The sequence below is a fragment of the Pontibacter qinzhouensis genome (assembly GCF_008017455.1).
Classification (GTDB): Bacteria; Bacteroidota; Bacteroidia; order Cytophagales; family Hymenobacteraceae; genus Pontibacter; species Pontibacter qinzhouensis.
This window is the reverse complement of the sequence record NZ_VRTY01000020.1, coordinates 1-17,314: the sequence shown is the minus strand read 5'-3', so window position 1 is coordinate 17,314 and position 17,314 is coordinate 1. Positions and strand designations below refer to the sequence as shown.

General features: G+C 46.8%; 9 protein-coding genes. 2 read left to right on the top strand and 7 right to left on the bottom strand.

Going from position 1 to position 17,314, the window contains the following annotated elements:
• Window positions 1–58: 58 nt before the first annotated feature.
• From FVR03_RS07115 to FVR03_RS07100, 4 genes are all read right to left on the bottom strand, one after another.
• Window positions 59–2,104 (bottom strand): aceric acid hydrolase, encoded by a 2,046-nt coding sequence (locus FVR03_RS07115; RefSeq protein WP_147921047.1) that lies wholly within the window; start codon window positions 2,102–2,104, stop codon window positions 59–61.
• A gap of 83 nt (window positions 2,105–2,187) precedes the next feature.
• Window positions 2,188–3,729: a sodium:solute symporter family protein gene (locus tag FVR03_RS07110; protein ID WP_147921046.1), complete on the bottom strand. Its 1,542-nt coding sequence runs from the start codon at window positions 3,727–3,729 to the stop codon at window positions 2,188–2,190.
• Window positions 3,726–4,673, bottom strand: a complete 948-nt coding sequence (locus FVR03_RS07105) for a dihydrodipicolinate synthase family protein (protein WP_147921045.1) — start codon at window positions 4,671–4,673, stop codon at window positions 3,726–3,728. The genes FVR03_RS07110 and FVR03_RS07105 overlap by 4 nt, the downstream gene beginning before the upstream one ends.
• Window positions 4,674–4,872: 199 nt before the next feature.
• The gene (locus FVR03_RS07100) at window positions 4,873–6,648 is read right to left on the bottom strand and encodes an L-fucose isomerase (protein WP_255474107.1); all 1,776 of its coding nucleotides are present in this window, start codon (window positions 6,646–6,648) and stop codon (window positions 4,873–4,875) included.
• A gap of 841 nt (window positions 6,649–7,489) precedes the next feature.
• On the opposite strand from FVR03_RS07100, the gene FVR03_RS07095 reads away from it, so the two are divergent.
• On the top strand, window positions 7,490–8,368 hold the full coding sequence (locus tag FVR03_RS07095; RefSeq protein WP_147921044.1) for an AraC family transcriptional regulator: 879 nt from the start codon (window positions 7,490–7,492) through the stop codon (window positions 8,366–8,368).
• Between the two features lie 131 nt (window positions 8,369–8,499).
• Here the strand turns inward: FVR03_RS07095 and FVR03_RS07090 are convergent, their stop codons facing one another.
• Entirely contained in the window at window positions 8,500–10,227 is a 1,728-nt protein-coding gene (locus FVR03_RS07090) for a RagB/SusD family nutrient uptake outer membrane protein (RefSeq protein WP_255474106.1), read from the bottom strand.
• 124 nt (window positions 10,228–10,351) lie between these two features.
• The gene (locus tag FVR03_RS07085) at window positions 10,352–13,378 is read right to left on the bottom strand and encodes a SusC/RagA family TonB-linked outer membrane protein (RefSeq protein WP_222707189.1); all 3,027 of its coding nucleotides are present in this window, start codon (window positions 13,376–13,378) and stop codon (window positions 10,352–10,354) included.
• 1,155 nt (window positions 13,379–14,533) lie between these two features.
• On the opposite strand from FVR03_RS07085, the gene FVR03_RS07080 reads away from it, so the two are divergent.
• Entirely contained in the window at window positions 14,534–16,213 is a 1,680-nt protein-coding gene (locus FVR03_RS07080; RefSeq protein WP_147921042.1) for a glycoside hydrolase family 28 protein, read from the top strand.
• Between the two features lie 172 nt (window positions 16,214–16,385).
• Here FVR03_RS07080 and FVR03_RS07075 read toward each other — a convergent pair whose 3' ends face one another.
• Window positions 16,386–17,081, bottom strand: a complete 696-nt coding sequence (locus FVR03_RS07075; RefSeq protein ID WP_187270072.1) for an MCP four helix bundle domain-containing protein — start codon at window positions 17,079–17,081, stop codon at window positions 16,386–16,388.
• Window positions 17,082–17,314 lie beyond the last annotated feature (233 nt).

Genomic DNA, 17,314 nt, shown 5'->3' with positions numbered 1-17,314 from the left:
TGATTATGACTTTAAAAAATCCTGGATCTTGTGTCCTGTATTTTATGCGCTTTTTGAATTACCTGCTTAGCGGCAACCATACCGACATTTCGCCATGGCCTCTGTTGCCCCAGGCGTAGTATGGCACCAGTCGCACCGGCACTGTCTGGTTATCTTTGGTTACCTCGCGGTACAATTGTTTTTCCCAGCTGCGATTCTTGATCAGTTTGGCATTTCCTTCTAAACTCATGATATCGCTGTTTTCGATCTTGAGAAGTTTAGGAGTGAAACTCATATCGGCAGGTAGCGTCACATTAAACACAGACTGGTCTTTTGGCATGTCTACCGATTCTAGGCAGTATACTACCGGACCACGTTTTACGGCTACCTGGTTGCGGGTTTCTTCCACGAGTGGGTTCGATTCGATCAGTTTTGCCTCCATTGGCAGCACCAGTTCAATTTTGTCGCCTTTTGCCCACTTGCCGCTTACTTCTGCATACTCTCCGGCAGTTAATTTGGCGTTATGTGCTTTTCCGTTTACCATTAGTTTGGCACCCTCAGCCCAACCCGGTATGCGTAAGAACATAGAAAACTCCTGTTTCTTTTTAGGCACCTGGTCCAGCGTAATTTTTATGTTGCCATCCCACGGGTAGTTGGTTTCCTGTGTCAGCTTCACGTCTGAGCCATTTTTCAGCTTTGTAGTTAGTTTGCTGCCGCCATACAGGTTAAACCACACGCCTTTATCAGACACGCTATAGGCATAGTTGTGAACTTCTGCCAACGTGCGCACCACATTGGGAGGACAGCAGTTCGACAGGCCAATATAATCGACACGGTCTTTAGACCAACGCTGCTTAAACGGCAACTCATCAGACTGTGCAAGCGGATTGGTATACAAAAACTCTGTTCCTTTCAGGCTGATGCCAGACAACACGCTGTTATACAGCGCCAGCTCCATTACATCGGCATACTTGGCGTCGCCAGATATTTTGAGCATGCGGTAGTTCCAGAGCACGTTGCCAATGTTGGCGCAGGTTTCGTTGTGAGCCGTATGGTTTGGCAGCTGATAGTCGCGGCCAAAAGCCTGGTGTATTTTCTGCACATCTTTCGGGTTGTAAGATGTACCGTCTGGCGATGTACCATCATAAAGAGAGCCTAAACCACCAGTAATGTACATTTTGCGGTGCATCACGTCGTCCCACATCAGGTCGAGTACCGACAGCAACGATTTATCACCCGTTTCGGCGTACACATCGGCTACGCCAGCATACAGGTAACTTGCTCTTACGGCATGGCCCATAGCTTTGGTTTGCTCTCTAAACGGAATGCGGTCCTGGTTATCGTCGGTGCCATCATCGGTCGTGCCGCGAATGTTGATCAGGTTCTGCGCCAGCTCCAGGTACTTCGGATCGTTGGTAGTGCGGTACATTTCTACCGTACCCATGTAATGCGACGGGCAAATTGCATTACGCGACAGTTCCGGAGAAGCAGCCTTGTAGTAGTTATACAGAAAGTCGGTGGCTTTTTTGGCTACGTTCAGCAAAGAGGTTTTGCCGGTGGCACGGTAATGCACGCAGGCGGCCGTCATGAGGTGGCCCAGGTTATAGGCCTCAAAGTTCACTTTGTCCTGAAAGGCAGATCCGGCTCCTTTGTTTTTGTTTTTCTGAATGATGGCTGGCGTGTAGATGTAACCATCCTCCTGCTGCACCTTTGCAATTACGGCAATGGCACGGTCCATCTCCTGGTCGATCTTTGGATCTTTGGTGATGGCATACGTAGCCGCCATAGACTCCAGCACCTTGTAAAAATCGCCGTCGTGAAACGAAGGGCCTTTGTGCTCTCCCTCGGCCATGCCTGCGGCTATTTCGAAATTCCGGAAGGCGTGCGATACTTCCGGATTGTTGTAGATACCCCAGATGTTTGGCACCGCTGTTTCTTTCGCCATTTTGAAACGGTCGGCCCAGAAACCCTGTGTCCAGGTAACGGCATTCATATCTACTCCGCTTAATTTGGCATGAGAGCTGGCAGTGGTGTTCACCAGGCTTTTCTGCTGCGCCAGGGCAGGCGCGCCCGACAATAAAAGGCATCCTAATGCGACACAAAAGGTTTGCGATATCCTATTCATATATTTTTTAATTTTAAACTATTGATAAGCCCACGAACTAACAGTTGTTATGCAGTATCAAAAATTATGCTTTCCTGCATCAGCTATTGCTTTATTTTATCTTTTGGATGAGCCGGCTTTCCTTTTTGAGCCGTTTTACCTGTGTTACGGTTAACAATTCCGGCAACTACAAACCCTACTATGAAAATGGCCGTGGTACCTAACACAATGGCCAGGTTGGTATGAAACGGACTCCTGAATTTAATCCAGGCACCATCCGTAAAATAAATAGGAGACAGACTCATCCAGCAGATAACCAGGATGCCGGCAACTACTCCCATAGCAGCATCGAAGTTTCTGACTTTCTGCGAAACAAAACCAAGCAGAAACAGCCCCAGCATGCCACCGCTAAAGATCGAGGCCAGCGCCCACCAGGCATCAAGCGCACTCTCTACCCGCATCATAGCTAACGCTACTACTATACTTAAAATTCCCATGATAAGCGAAGTGATGTACAGCACCCGCATGGATTCTTTCATACTGGCGTTTTTCCGGAAGAAACGCTTATAATAATCTGTTAGAATAACTGTGGCCGAACTGTTGATGCTGGTAGAAACCGTACTCATGCCGGCAGCAAAGATAGAAGCGATTAAAAGCCCTGTAACGCCCGTAGGCAAGCCATGCACAATAAAATGCGGAAACACCTTATCGGCCATGCCCGGAGCCTGAAGCGCATCGGGCAGCAGATGAGGCTGTGCCTGGTAGTAAGCGAACAGCGCCGTACCTATAAAAAAGAACACAAGCGAAACAGGCACATACAACAAACTGCCTAACCAGGCCGACTTAATCGCTTCTTTCTCTGATTTGGCGGTCATATAGCGTTGCACATAATTCTGGTCTATACCGTAGTTCTGCAGGTTTATGAACAGGCCGTACACCAGGATTACCCAGAACGTAGGGGCCGAAACGCTTGCGCTAAAGCTTCCTAAGCTAAACTTATCATGGGCTGCCGCGATCTCAAAAAGCTGACCCGGGCCTTCCGGCATAGAAAACATCAGGGTGCCCAGGCATACCAGGGCGCCAATTATCATGAGGCCCCCTTGAATGGTGTCGGTCCAGATAACGGCCTCAATGCCACCCATCATGGAGTACAACAACACACAAACGCCCGTAATAATAATAATAAGGGGAATGCTCCAGCCAAAAAGGGCGTTCATAGGCAGCGCCAGCAGGTACATGATAGCCCCCATACGCGCCAGTTGGGTGAGCAGGTAGCAAACAGAGGCATAGATACGAGCCCAGGCACCAAAACGGGTTTCGAGGTAGTAATACGCCGACGGGCTGTTGATGCTCCGGTAGAGCGGCACAAAAAACTTAACGGCTATAAAAGAAGCAATCGGGATAGATAAGCTGAACACAAAGCCATTCCAGTTGCTTAGGTAAGCATTACCCGGCAGAGCCAGGAAGCTGATACTACTCACGAAGGTAGCAAAAATAGACATTCCCACTGCCCAGGCAGGTATTTTGCCTCCACCAGTCGTATAATCTTCAGGAGAAGTATTACGAAAGTAAAAGGAACACCCGTATACTACTACTCCCGCTATGAAAACAATAAAAATAATTAAATCTAAGAGCGGTAAGTTCATAGGCTGACGGAGTTTGCACGCTGCATGTTGCTTTTGATTTCTGCAAGATGACTTTTAATCTTTTCCTTTTCGGCTCCCTGAAAACGCTGGTGCGGCTCAGCCAGAAAATCGTTACAGATACCCAGCGCCGAGAGAGCAGCCTTTACACCTTTCAGATAACTGGTACCGCACTTGCTCACCGTATATAAACGCGAGCTGATATCGAGCACTTGTTGCTGCAAGATACTGATTTGCTCGAAGTTTTGGTTCTGCGCAGCCTCGTATAACTCAACGTAGAGGTGCGGGAAAATATTGGCACCACCGTTCACGCCACCATGGCCACCCATCAGCACCACCTCGGCGGTAATTTCTTCAGGGCCTACCAACAGCGAGAAGTCCGGCTGGTCGCGCATGATGTTGCATAGCATCTGGAAATAAACCGAGTTGCCGGAGCTGTCTTTTAAGCCTACAATGTTTTTGTGCTCAGAGAGCGCCTTTACCGTAGCCGGCTCAAACGATACTTTGGTATGCGACGGCATGTTGTACAGGAACAACGGCAATGTTACCCGATCAGCTACGTAGTTGTAGTACGTTACCAGTTCTGCCTGGCTCGGCGTATAGTAATAAGGCGGTGCAGACACTACTGCGGCGGCACCTGCCTCCGCAGCCGTTTGGGCAAGTCGTAAACTCTCAGAAACCGCAGTATCGGTGATACCTACCAGCACCGGCACACGGCCTGCTACCTGGGCACAAGTGCGCTGCACCAGCTCATGGCGCAGGTTATAGCTCAGGTTTGGCGCTTCGCCGGTAGTACCCAACACGAACAAGCCATGCGCACCACCTGCCAGAATATGTTCAATTAGCCGTTCCAGCCCTTCTACATCCAGCGTGTCGTTATCCAGCAAAGGAGTAACCAAAGGAGGAATAATTCCGCGTAAAGGTGATGGCAATGTTCCAGTTTTCATTTTTATAATTTTGAATGAGTGATTGAGAGATTGAGTGAATTATTACTTTTGAGTGAGTGAATGAGTGGATGAGTGAATTTTTAATTGTAAATAAGCAGAGGGTTGATTTGAAGATTTGGGAATTTGAAGATTTTAAAATATCCAAATCTTCAAATTCCCAACTTAAACATTTACTCATCCACTCATTCAAAACTCAAAATTAGTACAGTGTCCCGTACGTCTGGCAGGCTCTGTAGTCGGCTCCTTCGGCATCCATACCGAAAGCAGACCAGGCGCTTGGCCTGAATATTTTTTCTTCGGGCACATTGTGCATGCAAACCGGAATACGCAGCATAGAAGCCAGTGTGATCAGGTCTGCACCTACGTGGCCGTAGCTCACCACGCCGTGGTTGGAGCCCCAGTTGTTCATAACAGAGTACACATCTCTAAAAGCGCCTGTGCCGGTAAGATTTGGCACAAACCAGGTGGTTGGCCAGGTCTTGTCGGTGCGCTGGTCGATGTGGTGATGCACGTGCTCCGGCAGGTCGATGCTCCAGCCTTCTGCAATTTGCAATACCGGGCCAAGGCCTTTTATCAGGTTCACGCGCGACATGGTAACGGGCATTTTACCTTTGGTCAGGAAGTTAGAAGAGTAGCCTCCTCCCCTGAAGTACTCTAATGTAGCTGGGTACCAGGTAGTGGCATCAAGGCATTTTTTTGCTTCTTCTTCTGAAATCTCCCAGAAAGGCTTCATGGCAGGTTCGCCGTTGCGACTTTGCTGGCCGGTGCCATCGAGGGTGCAGGAGCCGGAGTTGATCAGGTGCAGGAATCCGTTGCTGGCGATTCCTTCCAGCTCGTAACCGGTGGTTCTTTTCACGGCTTCGGGGCTCCAGTAGGTACGCACATCGGCAAAGATCTGGGCAGTATCGGTGAGCAGGTGCCCGAACAGCATGGCTACGCCGTTCAACGAGTCGTTTTCGGTGGCTACAATAAAGGCCTGGCGAATGCCGTTCCAGTCGAAAGATGAGTTGAGGATGGCCTCTGAGAAATCGCCGTTTGGCAGGTGATCCGTCCACTGGCGCTGCCCCTGAAAACCGGAAGCAATGGCATTGTGCCCATGTGCCTCCTCGCCAAATCCCAATTCTTTCAGTTTCGGGTTTCCGATCATCAGGTCGCGGATTATGAGCGTCATCTTCACTACAAATTCCCAGTCGCCGTCTTTCTGCTCGCGGCTACGGCGTAGGTTATCCGGGTTATAGTCGGTGCCTTCTTTGCAGTTCTCGCGGGTCCAGGCAATGGCTTTCTCAAATTCTTCCTGGTCAAAAATATTGCGTTCTATGCGGCGCAATACTTCGGTAGAGTCTACATACTCGGTGCGCATGCCCAGATAACTTTCAAAGAAACCGGCATCTACAATAGAACCTGCAATCCCCATAGATACGGAACCGACAGACAGGTAGGATTTGCCGCGCATGGTAGCAACAGCCAGACCTGCCTTGGCAAAGCGCAGCAGTTTGTGCTGCACATCGGCCGGAATGGTGGTATCGGTTATATCCTGCACATCCTGCCCATAAATACTAAAAGCAGGCAAACCTTTTTGGTTGTGCCCGGCAAGCGCGGCAGCCAGGTAAACAGCACCCGGACGCTCTGTTCCGTTAAAGCCCCAGATTGCTTTCGGCGTATAAGGGTTCATATCGATGGTTTCGGTGCCGTAACACCAGCAGGGCGTAACGGTTAACGAAACGCCTACGCCACTTTTCTCGAACTTATCGGCGGCCATGGCAGCCTCTGCCACGCCACCTATGCAGCTATCGGCAATTACGCACTCTACTGCTGCACCATCGGGGTGGCGCAGGTTTTCTTCGAAAAAGCGGGCCACGTTTTGGGCCATTCCCATGGTTGTTTCTTCCAACGACTCCCGAATACCACCTAAGCGGCCGTCTATTACTGGGCGAATGCCAATTTTGGGTCTTGAACCAATTAATCTGTTATTCACTTGCTTGTAGTTTTTTGATTTTAGGAACACTATGCAGGAGTCTCGTCCTTTACCCCTGATTCGTACTTAATTAACGTTTGTTATATTTTGCAGCTAAAATAGCACCTGGTAAAACAGCATCTGCAACCTTCGTAGTGTGGCTGGTTTAGCTACTTCTGAAGCGTGAACCTTGCCAGCAGATTTCTTCCATTGTCTGCTAAATTCAATATGTTAAAATTACTTAAATTAAGTGCGGCGATGCTATGCTTTATTTTCTAATAATTGTAGTATCTTAGCATAAAACTACAGAATACTATATAGCTCTTCAGGCTTCCTGCGGTGCCAAACCACTTTACAATCATGCTTTGAGCAGCTTCAGGTACTATAGCAGGAAATCAGCCTAACATTAAACCTGATTTCCTGCTAAATGAAGCTAAAGCAAAATATGTATAAAAAATCTAGCTGGCATAGTACCGCATTGGCAGGAGAGGTGAGTTCTTAGTCGCGGCGCTTTTTGCTGGGTAAATAAAAAAATAAAGTCGGCTTACTAACCTGATGTTTATTACCGGCTAAAGGCAAGCCAGACCCTTGACGAGTTTCTGATAAAAATCCTTCTGAAGGGGGTTTTGATTTAAATAATTGGTTATCCAGTAGGAAGCAGAATTCTGTACTTTAAAATAAGATGGTCTGAAATCGCTGAATTAAAGTCAGGAGCAGGAATGCTGGCGCCTCTTTCTTTTAACATCTACTTTTCTAACATTTTTCCTTCTGTTAAACCTGAACAAGTCAACCATTGCAAACCGTGATTAAGGTCGCAGGCTATAGCCCCAGGCATTTTCACGGTTCTAGAAATTACCCTATCATGAAACCTCATTTCCATAAAGTACCGGTTGGGCTGCAAAGCTCTTTCAGCATCAGGCACAATAAGCAACCTAATTTTGGCACCGTTTGGCATTACCACCCGGAGCTGGAGCTGCATTATGTTATAAAAGGCGAAGGTGTGCGCTTTATAGGCGATCAGGTCGATAATTTTTCAGCAGGCGAAATTGTTTTGCTGGGCGAGAACCTGCCCCACACCTGGCGCTGCCGCGAAGCCTATTTTCAGGAGAACTCAGGGCTGGATGTGGAGGCAATTGTTATTCAGTTTCTGCCCGACTGCCTGGGTCGCGACATTTTACATTTGCCGGAGGCCTACCTGCTGCCGAAGCTTTTTGAACGCGCTAAAAAAGGGCTGATCGTAAAGGGAGAGGCCAAAGAAAAGCTGGCAAAACTCATGCACCAGGCCGTTGAGGCCAAAAACCTGGACCGCCTGATCGTGCTGCTCTCTATTTTAAACATACTCGCCGAAACCGACGAAGTAGATAACATTACATCAGCGCATGCTTTTTACAAATCGAACGAGCTGGAAACAGAGCGGCTCAACAAGGTCTGCTCCTACACCCTCTCCAACTTCGACAAAGACATTACGCTTGTAGAAATCGCCTCGATCGCCAACCTCAGCGTTACTTCCTTTTGCCGCTACTTCAAGATCATGACGAAAAAAACCTACAACGATTTCCTGACTGAGATCCGGATTAGCCATGCCTGCCGCGCCCTCATCGAGGATAAACAGTCGACGGAAGTAATCTGCTTTTCATGTGGGTTTAACAATGTATCGAACTTTTACCGCCACTTTAAAAAAGTTATGGGCACCACGCCACTGGAGTACAAGCGGCAATACCTGAAAGCGGAGGTGGTGTAGCAGCAACCCTTGGCACCCTAATGGTCTTTTTACCTTCGGAAGGGTATTTTCATTAGAATAATTGGTGAGCATTAAAACAAGAAAGGCACCCGATGAGGTGCCTTTCTTGTAATCGAGCTAAAAATTAAATCTTAATTATAGCCGGGGTTCTGACCGAATTCTTCGCCATTTAACAGCGCGTTCAGCTCTTCCTGACGGATTGGGCGAAGCACATGATGATCCTGAATTTGGGTAATGTCTGGGTTCAGCCTTCTTACACGCTCCACCAGTTTGCCGGTACGCTTCAGGTCGAACCAACGCAGGTGTTCACCAGCTAACTCACGGGCACGCTCATCTAAAATAAAGTCTAAGGTAATCATATCTGAGGTTACCTGCATCTCGGCCACTTTATCCGGTTTAGCAGCCCGGGTACGTAATACATTAATATAATTTGCTGCTAAGTCAGGGCGTCCTAAACCGAATTCTGCTTCTGCTGCAATTAAATACATTTCTGCCAGACGCATCACAATAACATCTTTAAAACCAGATTGTGTGTTGGCAAATTCACGGTCCGGATCTCTGAACTTTCTAAAGTTCACATACAGGTTACCGTTCCTGATGGAATTGTTTGGCAAATAAACACTGTCTCTGTCAAGGGCTACAAACGGCTTTCTTCTTTCTCCTGTCAGCTGCTTTTTAGTGATATAGAGGGCTGTATCGATGCCAGCTCTTATCTGCCGCCCAACTATACTCGGATCTTTATCATATGTGGCAGCGTCGCCTGCTGTCCAGGTATAGTTTGAATTTGCGATCCAAGCTTCCTGAAAAGATACTTCATATCGGGTGTCGTTCTCCTCGTTAAACATATCCAGGAAAGCAAGTGTAGGCATCAAGCGTCTGTTACCTTCGAAGCCATAGTTGAGGTCCTGCACCAATCCCGGGAGCCCGTTGTAACGAGTTTGCCAAAACTGATATAACCTGTTTCCAACGTTTAAATCGTAATTGAGTGTTGGGTTTTCAGCAGAATTACTTACTATGTACAATGCTTCTCTATTGCGCTTGTTGTTCCTTGGGTCCCACATTTCCGCATAAGTTGCATACAAGTCAACTTCAAGTGCCGCTTTGTTGTCGATTACTTCTTTCGCCTTTTCAGCTGCCAACCTCAGGAACTCCTCTTTTTCTCCACCTGTAGCATAAGCTGCCCTTGTCAGGTATGCTCGTGCCAACAAACCTTTCGCTGATTTATTACTGGCTCTGCTATACTCATTTCCCCAGCCACTTTGCGCAGGCAGGAACTTTTCTGCTTCCAGCAGGTCTTCAATAATAATTGAATAGAAAGCCTCCACAGGGCTTCTGCTTGCTGTTAACAAAGGGCCTTGGGTTTCCTCGGTACGCAACATTACGCCACCCCAGGTTTCTACCACATGCCAGTAATAGAAGGCTCTCAAAAACTTAAGCTCACCTAAACGCCTGTTTTTCTGCACCTCGTCTGTAAAACCGGCATCTTCAATTCTGTTGATACCAGCATTACAGAGGTTAATAGCCGGCCACACTAAGTTCCAGGCTGCCCTGTTTGGGTTACCTTGCAAACTGTTCAGGCCCGCATACTGTGTTAACTGACCAGCGTAGGTGTTTTTGTCGCGGTTAAACCACAAATCAGTACCGGTTTCCGACATAAAAATGCCGTCTTCTTTCCCGTACCAGGAGCGCTGCTCCGAATAGGCTGCATTCACGTTGGTCACAAAGCCTTCCGGTGTAGACCAGATTTCGTCTGCTGTTGCGCCAGATGGGTTATATTCATCCAGGTCGCAAGATGTAAGCCCCACAACAAAGGCCGCTGCCATAATGGGCAGTAGCTTGAATTTATTTATTTGTATCATCTTAAAGAAAATCCTTTTATTAAAAATGAAACTACTGTATTTGCCTTCATTCTAAACAGGAGAAGCTTATTAGTATTACATATAAGCTTTCTGCCGCTTAAATTCAGATTAACCAGACTAGTCACTAAAAACCAACATTAACACCAAACACAATCTGTCTGCTCAATGGATTAGACTCCGAACCGCCTCCTTCAGGATCGTAGTTTCTTAGCAGATGGTGCCTTGAAACGACTAAGGGATTAGAAGCCGTGGCATAAACACGCAGGTTTTCTAACTTAACCCGCTGGCTTATGGTTTTAGGCAAAGTATACCCTAGTGTTACGTTCCTGATTTTGAAATACGATCCATCTACAAAATTCAGTGCCTGATAACCGGTATAACCCACGTAGTTATTTAAACTTGATCCTCTTCTCGGGCGCGGAAAATCATTAGAAGGATTCTCTGGTGTCCAGTAATTTGCAATCTCCGGACCATTGCCTGTTCCGGATGGATTGAAGCGACCTAGGAATTCTGCGTTAATGGTTTGTCCAAAGCGTGCAAACAGGTAAACACCAAGATCAAAAGCTTTGTACTTGAAGTTGTTCTGAATACCACCTAACCACTGAGGAACAGTAGAACCTATGTAACCGAGGTCATCCGCATTAATAATGAAGTCTCCGTTCAAATCTGCCACTTTAATGTCTCCTGGCTGAAACTGGTAGTTACCAACACTGTATCTGGCTGCTTCATCGGCCTCGTTAGCCTGCCAGATGCCCAAGAGTTTATAAGTGTAGAAAGACGAAACCGGGCGACCAATTAACAGGGAAGTTGTTTCATTGGTGATAATATCTGTTCCATCGATCAACTCTGTAATTTCTTCTTTGTTCCTGGTAAAGGAGAAAGTAGTAGACCAGGAGAAGTCGTTGGTCTGGATGTTATGCGTAGTAAGCGCAACCTCTATACCTCTGTTTCTGGTAGCAGCTATGTTCTCATTCACACGTGTTACACCTGTAGAAGTAGGCAGCGTTCTTGGGTAAAGGATATCGGTTGTTTTGGTATCGTAAACATCCACAATGGCAGCTATTCTGTTATTGAACAAGCCTAAGTCAAAACCAAAATTTGTAGTGGCCGACTTTTCCCAACCCAGGTTCGGGTTACCTACCAGTTCGCTGAAATAATAGGCAGGTGCTGCTATTTCTCCGAAGCCCATATACCTTTGGTTGGCTACCAGTAGGCTTTGTGTTCCGTAAGGGCTGATGCTGTAGTTACCGGCAACACCGTAGCTAGCACGTAGTTTAAGGTTGGTTACCTGCTCTACACCTTGCATAAAGGCCTCTTCGCTTATGTTCCAGCCTAGTGCTACAGATGGGAAAAAGTCCCATTTATTGCCAGGAGCCAGGCGGGAGGCACCATCGTAACGGCCAGTTACGGTTAACAGGTAGCGGCTTTTGTAGTTATAGTTTAAACGACCGGCATAAGCCAGGTTTTTTGAACCAATAAAAGGAGAGCTAATAGGCCGCGTAGTAGCAGTGTTGGTAGCATCTAAGCCATAGTATAGTTGCGAAGCTACAAGCTGCCCCTGTCCTTGGGCAAACAGCCTGTCTTCGTCGGACTGGATATAACTTGTAATACCTGTAATGGTAACATTATGACCACCAAAGTCTCTTGTGTAACTCAGCACGTTGTCCCAGTTCAGGTTTCTGCCATAACGCGTTTCAGACGAGGCTTGAGAAACTCTGGTATTAGCCCGGTTTATAGAAGTAGCATCATCGAAAATACCTTGTCTGCTCAGGGCAATGTTAGTACCAAAGCTAGACCTGAAAGAAAGGCCTTTCAAAGGAGTCAGCTCCACAAAGGCATTTGCTAAAACACTTGTTCTTAGCGTGTTGTTACGAGCGATAAAGTCTGTTCTTTCGTCGGCGAGTGGGCTAATAGTAGTACCATCCGGTAATGGAAACTGACGAATACTTCCATCTTCATTGTAAGGCACACCAAGTGGACTAATAGTCAAGGCTTGTGACAAGGGGTTTCTACGCTGATTCTGTTGTGATTGCGTTACCTGGCTTAAAACACCTACTTTAGCCCATGAACTCAGCTGCTGGTCTAAGTTTAAACGGAGGTTGTAGCGGGTAAAGTCGCTGTTTCGCAGCATACCTTCTTCTCTGAAATAACCTGCCGAAGCGAATACTTTGGTTTTCTCGGTTCCGGCTCTTACCGTTAGAGCATGGTTTTGCTGCGTACCGTTCTCCTTCACTAAATCCAGCCAGTCTACCCACTGCCCGGCCTGCACGGCATCCCACTCTCCTGGTCCGTCAAAAATTCTGGCATCATCGGCTTCGCTGTTCCATAAACCAATGGTGCGAGCAGCCTCTCTTCTTAACTGGATGTAATCCTGCCCGGTTCTGGACTTCGGAAAATTGTATTGCGTTACGCCATAGTAGCCATCATAAGAAACGCGTGCTTTTCCTTCAGCGCCTTTTTTAGTGGTTACAATAATAACACCATTTGCTCCCATAGCACCATAAATGGCGGTAGCAGAAGCATCTTTCAGCACCTCAATCGACTCGATGTCGTTTGGGTTCAGGTCGTTTATATTTCCACCCTGGAAACCATCTATAATATATAGAGGCGCATTTCTGGAGGCTAAGTCATCTCTGCCAGCAATAGACCTGTTACCACGCAGCGTAATGGTAGGGTTTGAGCCTGGCGCACCAGAACCGCGGGTAATGTCAGCCCCAGGCACTCTACCCTGGATCGCTTCTATTGGGCTATGCGTAGGAATCTGTACAATTTCATCTGATTTCACAGAATAAACAGAACCTGTCAAATCTCTTCTTTTCACGGTGCCATACCCAACAACCACCACCTCGTCTAGCACTTTGCTGTCTGTTGCCATGGTAATATTAATAGTGGCTCTATTGTTTACAGCAATTTCCTGCGTCTGGAAACCTACATAAGACACTACTAAAACAGCATTTCCGCTTGGTACGTTTATTGTAAATTCGCCATCGAGGCCAGTGGCAGCCCCTGTTGTTGTGCCTTTTACGAGAACGGTTACGCCCGGCAAACCCTGATTAGATTCGTCTACTACAGTTCCTCGCACCACCATGCCTTGTGCAAACGCCCCCACGACGCACAAAAGGAAGAGTGGAAGTATGAGAATAAATCTCAAATCTTTTGATATTGAGTTTTTCATTTAGAATGTGTTAAAAGTTATAGAATAGTATGTAGTCATTAATTAATCGTTTCTGTTCTTCTGCTGCTCTGAGTAAGAATTAAGAGTTTTTTACACTTGCTGTTGTTTATCCCGAGCCTGGTTACTACTTCCTCCACACTGCCTGAAACTATTATAAGGTAAAACAACAGCAGCATGCCTGGTTGCATCCTTCTGCCATTTCACCCTTCTGTTAAATTGCACATCGTACCCATCTTTACTAGCTACATCACCTCCTTCAGCACTCTTAAACTAGTGTTTGTTAAAATTCACACCTTATCAATTCCTCAAAATCCTATTTCCGAAGCAAACTATATTTTATCGTGTTTAAACACACGCTTCTATTGCCTGCTCCACATGTGGCTCTCTATAGTAACACCTGGCTTCCGAAGGCCGCAAATACCTAAGTATCAGAAGTCAAACTATCATTTGTTATAAAAAACAGAACAAAAAAATAGTTGTACAACCCTGCCTCCAGCTACATGGCAACTTCTTTGCTTTCGTTTATTTATGATAAACCGTCAGATAATAAATAACCTGACTGTAGCCGCTTTACAAACCAATACCTGTGCCTACCAACCATCTTGAAAACATTTGTACTCCACTAACGGCGAACTCAGGCTCTATTAACTAACTAATGTTAGCACCCGTTTTGTAGTAAAATCTGCATTCTGAACTCAAACAAGCCTATTTGCCTTGCCTGATTCTGAGAGTAAATATATTACATATTTCTAAAACCTGCCTGTTTTTTTATTTATTTATAAATATTATGTTTGTAAGTAAACAAACTTAGAACGAAAATAATCTTAAATTTATATCTGTTTGCCAAATTAAGTGTCTGTTTTACAACGAAACCTGAACCCGGTCTGCTAATACCGTAAAATTTTAAAAGTCTGAAGCTGCTGGAAGTGTACTAAAATTATTTTTCGCAGGGTTAGCCAGGCAGCAAAGGGCACTTACCCGACAGGCAAGGCACCTGCCGAAATGCAGCTAAAACATCAACTTATAGCTTCTTTTCAAAAACTCTTGTTCTTAAGAAAAGCCAAGTCTTCCACGAAGCCAATAACTACAAAAGCATCTTAATTTAAACTGCTATTATATTCTCTCTGTATCATGATAAAAGAACAAAGCGCAGGTGCAGGTAAGCGTCCTGCAACTATTACTTTCGCCTGGCCGGGCTTCAGGCAATTCCTTTTATTGGTGCTTTGTTCTCTGGTGGCAGCCTGCTCGGGCACCTCCGAGAAGGCCGAGAAGTCGGCAGCTGCCGGTAACTGGGCAGAGCGTGTACCCACCATAGACCAGGTTGGCGCTACCATGCTGCCAGATACTATTGCTCCGGTTACGGCACCTTTCGATATGCCCCAATTCAAGAAGCCGACCTTTCCTGAACTAAGCATCAGTATTACCGAGCGCGGCGCAAAAACAGACCGAATCACCACCACCGAGATTCAGGCAACCATAGACGAGGTGCACCAGAAAGGAGGAGGAACGGCACGCATTCCGGCAGGTATCTGGAAAACGGGCCGCATCAGTCTGAAAAGTAACGTGAACCTTTTACTCGAAGAAGGTGCGGAACTACATTTCAGTGGTGAGATAAGAGATTACCGGCCAGCCGTGTTTACCCGCAACGAGGGCATAGAGGTAATGTCGTTGGGAGCCTGTATTTATGCCAACGGCCAGGAAAACATTGCCGTAACCGGCAAAGGCAAACTTGTTGGCCCGGCACTGGACTCGGAGCTACGGAAACGGGTGATGGAAGTAGACGTGATCGAGAAAGTGGTGCCGCATGACAAACCGGTTGCGGAGCGCGTGTACGAAGGCTACAACGACGAGTTCATTTTCCTGCCGATGTTTATCTCGCCTATTAACTGCAAGAACGTGTATATAGAAGGCATTACGCTGGAGCGCACTCCTTTCTGGAACATTGTGCCTGTTTATTGCGATGGTGTTATTATAAGAGGTGTAACGGTAAACTCGGTTGGCATACCGCGTGGCGATGGCATCGATATTGAGTCGTCGAGGAATGTGCTGATTGAGTACTGCACCCTGAGCTGCGGCGACGACTGCTTTACCATGAAGGCAGGAAGGGCCGAAGATGGTATGCGTGTGAACAAACCGACCGAGAATGTGGTGGTGCGTTACTGCCTCGCCCGCGAAGGCCACGGCGGCATTACAACTGGCAGCGAAACAGCCGGCATGATCAGGAACCTCTACGTGCACGATTGCGTGTTCGACGATACAGGCGTGGGCATACGGTTTAAAACGCGCAGGCCAAGAGGCGGTGGCGGCGACAACCTGCACTACGAGCGCATCAGAATGAACCTGCGGAACGATGCCTTCCATTGGGATATGCTCGGCAGCCGAACCTACGTAGGCGAACTGGCCGACCGTATGCCGGCACGCGAGATAAATGCCCTCACGCCCAGCTATAAAAACATTACAGCCCGCGACATTATCGTGGAGAAAGCCGATTACTTTGTAAAAATAAAAGGCATACCCGAAACCCCTATGACGAACCTGCTCATCGAGAATGCACAAGTTACCTCTAAAGGTCTCTTTATTGCCCGCGATGCCAAAGATATCACCCTCCGGAATATTGAGGTGCAGGCCCAGGACTCCCTGATCGAGGTGCTGGACGGGCGGAACATCCTGTTCGAAAACGTTCGGTTTAAGGTACCAGGCAACCAGCTTGTTCCTAAAATAGAAGGCGATTTATCTGAAAATATCCGGTTTAAAGACACCACTCCGGAAAAGCCGACAGGCTGGCAAAGCACCAGCTGGCAAAAAGAATAATTTTCTAGAGATAAACATCTATAAAAAAGGTTCCTGCTTCAGATCAGACTGAAGCAGGAACCTTTTTTTGTACTATCTGCCTATTTACCCTTGACTAATTTAGGGCCAATTCGCTTTGGAAGGCTATTTTCATTCAAATAATTTGATTTACAGAAAGACCAGCACCTCCTCATCAGTTCAGATTAAAGTTCTTGTTCTTCAGGTTCACCATTCTGGAAGAAACAATCAGTACCTGCACGATTAGCCCTATGACCAGGACCAGCCCCACCTCCAGGCTCGACAAAATGTTAGTGCTGGACACAATATGCTGCGAGTCGCCCACAAGCTCCTTGCCTACGTCTGACTGAATTTTGGTTAATTCGTGCAGGTGTTTTATCGTGCACTCAAATACAGCCTTCCCCTCCTGCTCAAACAGTTGCATGCCGGCTGCTCTGCCTTGTCTATGGCTGAGGGCCAGAATGGCATGCTCCATCTGCACGTACTCCTCCACCTTATTTTTAAAACCAGACAAACTGATCGATTCCTGTTTAACCAGGTAGGTGCTTTCGAAATGATGAAGCAGAGAGTCGACCTGGCGGTTGCGCCACTGCATTTGCTCTATGAGTGCTGCCTCTGGTTCAGCGTCTGTTATGAGCAGATAGCGCTCCATTAACAACCGCTTGGTATAGAGGTGCTCTGTCAGGTATACGATGGCTGTGGCAGGTATGAGCCTGTCGTTGTAAATAGAGGTAAACGACTTGTTCATGCTGCCCATATGCCTGTTCCACATAAAGTTTGCCAGCAGCACCATCACAATCAGACAGCCAAGCAGTGCGGCTATCTTTAATTTCTGTTGAATCACAAACGACCACTTCATAGCTACCCCCATTTCTATAAGTAAATATAATATTATTTTCGGTATAAAAAACTTTAATTTAACCTGCCTAAACCTGACACTTATCATGTTTCTTAACAAAAGAAATTATAGGCATAAACCTCTTAAAATCAACTAATAAAATGCGGCACAAATCCCTATATGCAACGGCTATTTCTTTTATTGAATTAGGCACTTAAGCAATAACCATTTTATAGGGATGTGGAGGAGCGGCCACCATCCTTTTG

Excerpts from the sequence above, each read along its gene's own strand:
- FVR03_RS07110 (WP_147921046.1), bottom strand. The coding sequence starts at position 3,729 with ATGAACTTACCGCTCTTAGATTTAATTATTTTTATTGTTTTCATAGCG.
- FVR03_RS07115 (WP_147921047.1), bottom strand. The coding sequence starts at position 2,104 with ATGAATAGGATATCGCAAACCTTTTGTGTCGCATTAGGATGCCTTTTA.
- FVR03_RS07090 (WP_255474106.1), bottom strand. The coding sequence starts at position 10,227 with ATGATACAAATAAATAAATTCAAGCTACTGCCCATTATGGCAGCGGCC.
- FVR03_RS07075 (WP_187270072.1), bottom strand. The coding sequence starts at position 17,081 with ATGGGGGTAGCTATGAAGTGGTCGTTTGTGATTCAACAGAAATTAAAG.
- FVR03_RS07105 (WP_147921045.1), bottom strand. The coding sequence starts at position 4,673 with ATGAAAACTGGAACATTGCCATCACCTTTACGCGGAATTATTCCTCCT.
- FVR03_RS07080 (WP_147921042.1), top strand. The coding sequence starts at position 14,534 with ATGATAAAAGAACAAAGCGCAGGTGCAGGTAAGCGTCCTGCAACTATT.
- FVR03_RS07095 (WP_147921044.1), top strand. The coding sequence starts at position 7,490 with ATGAAACCTCATTTCCATAAAGTACCGGTTGGGCTGCAAAGCTCTTTC.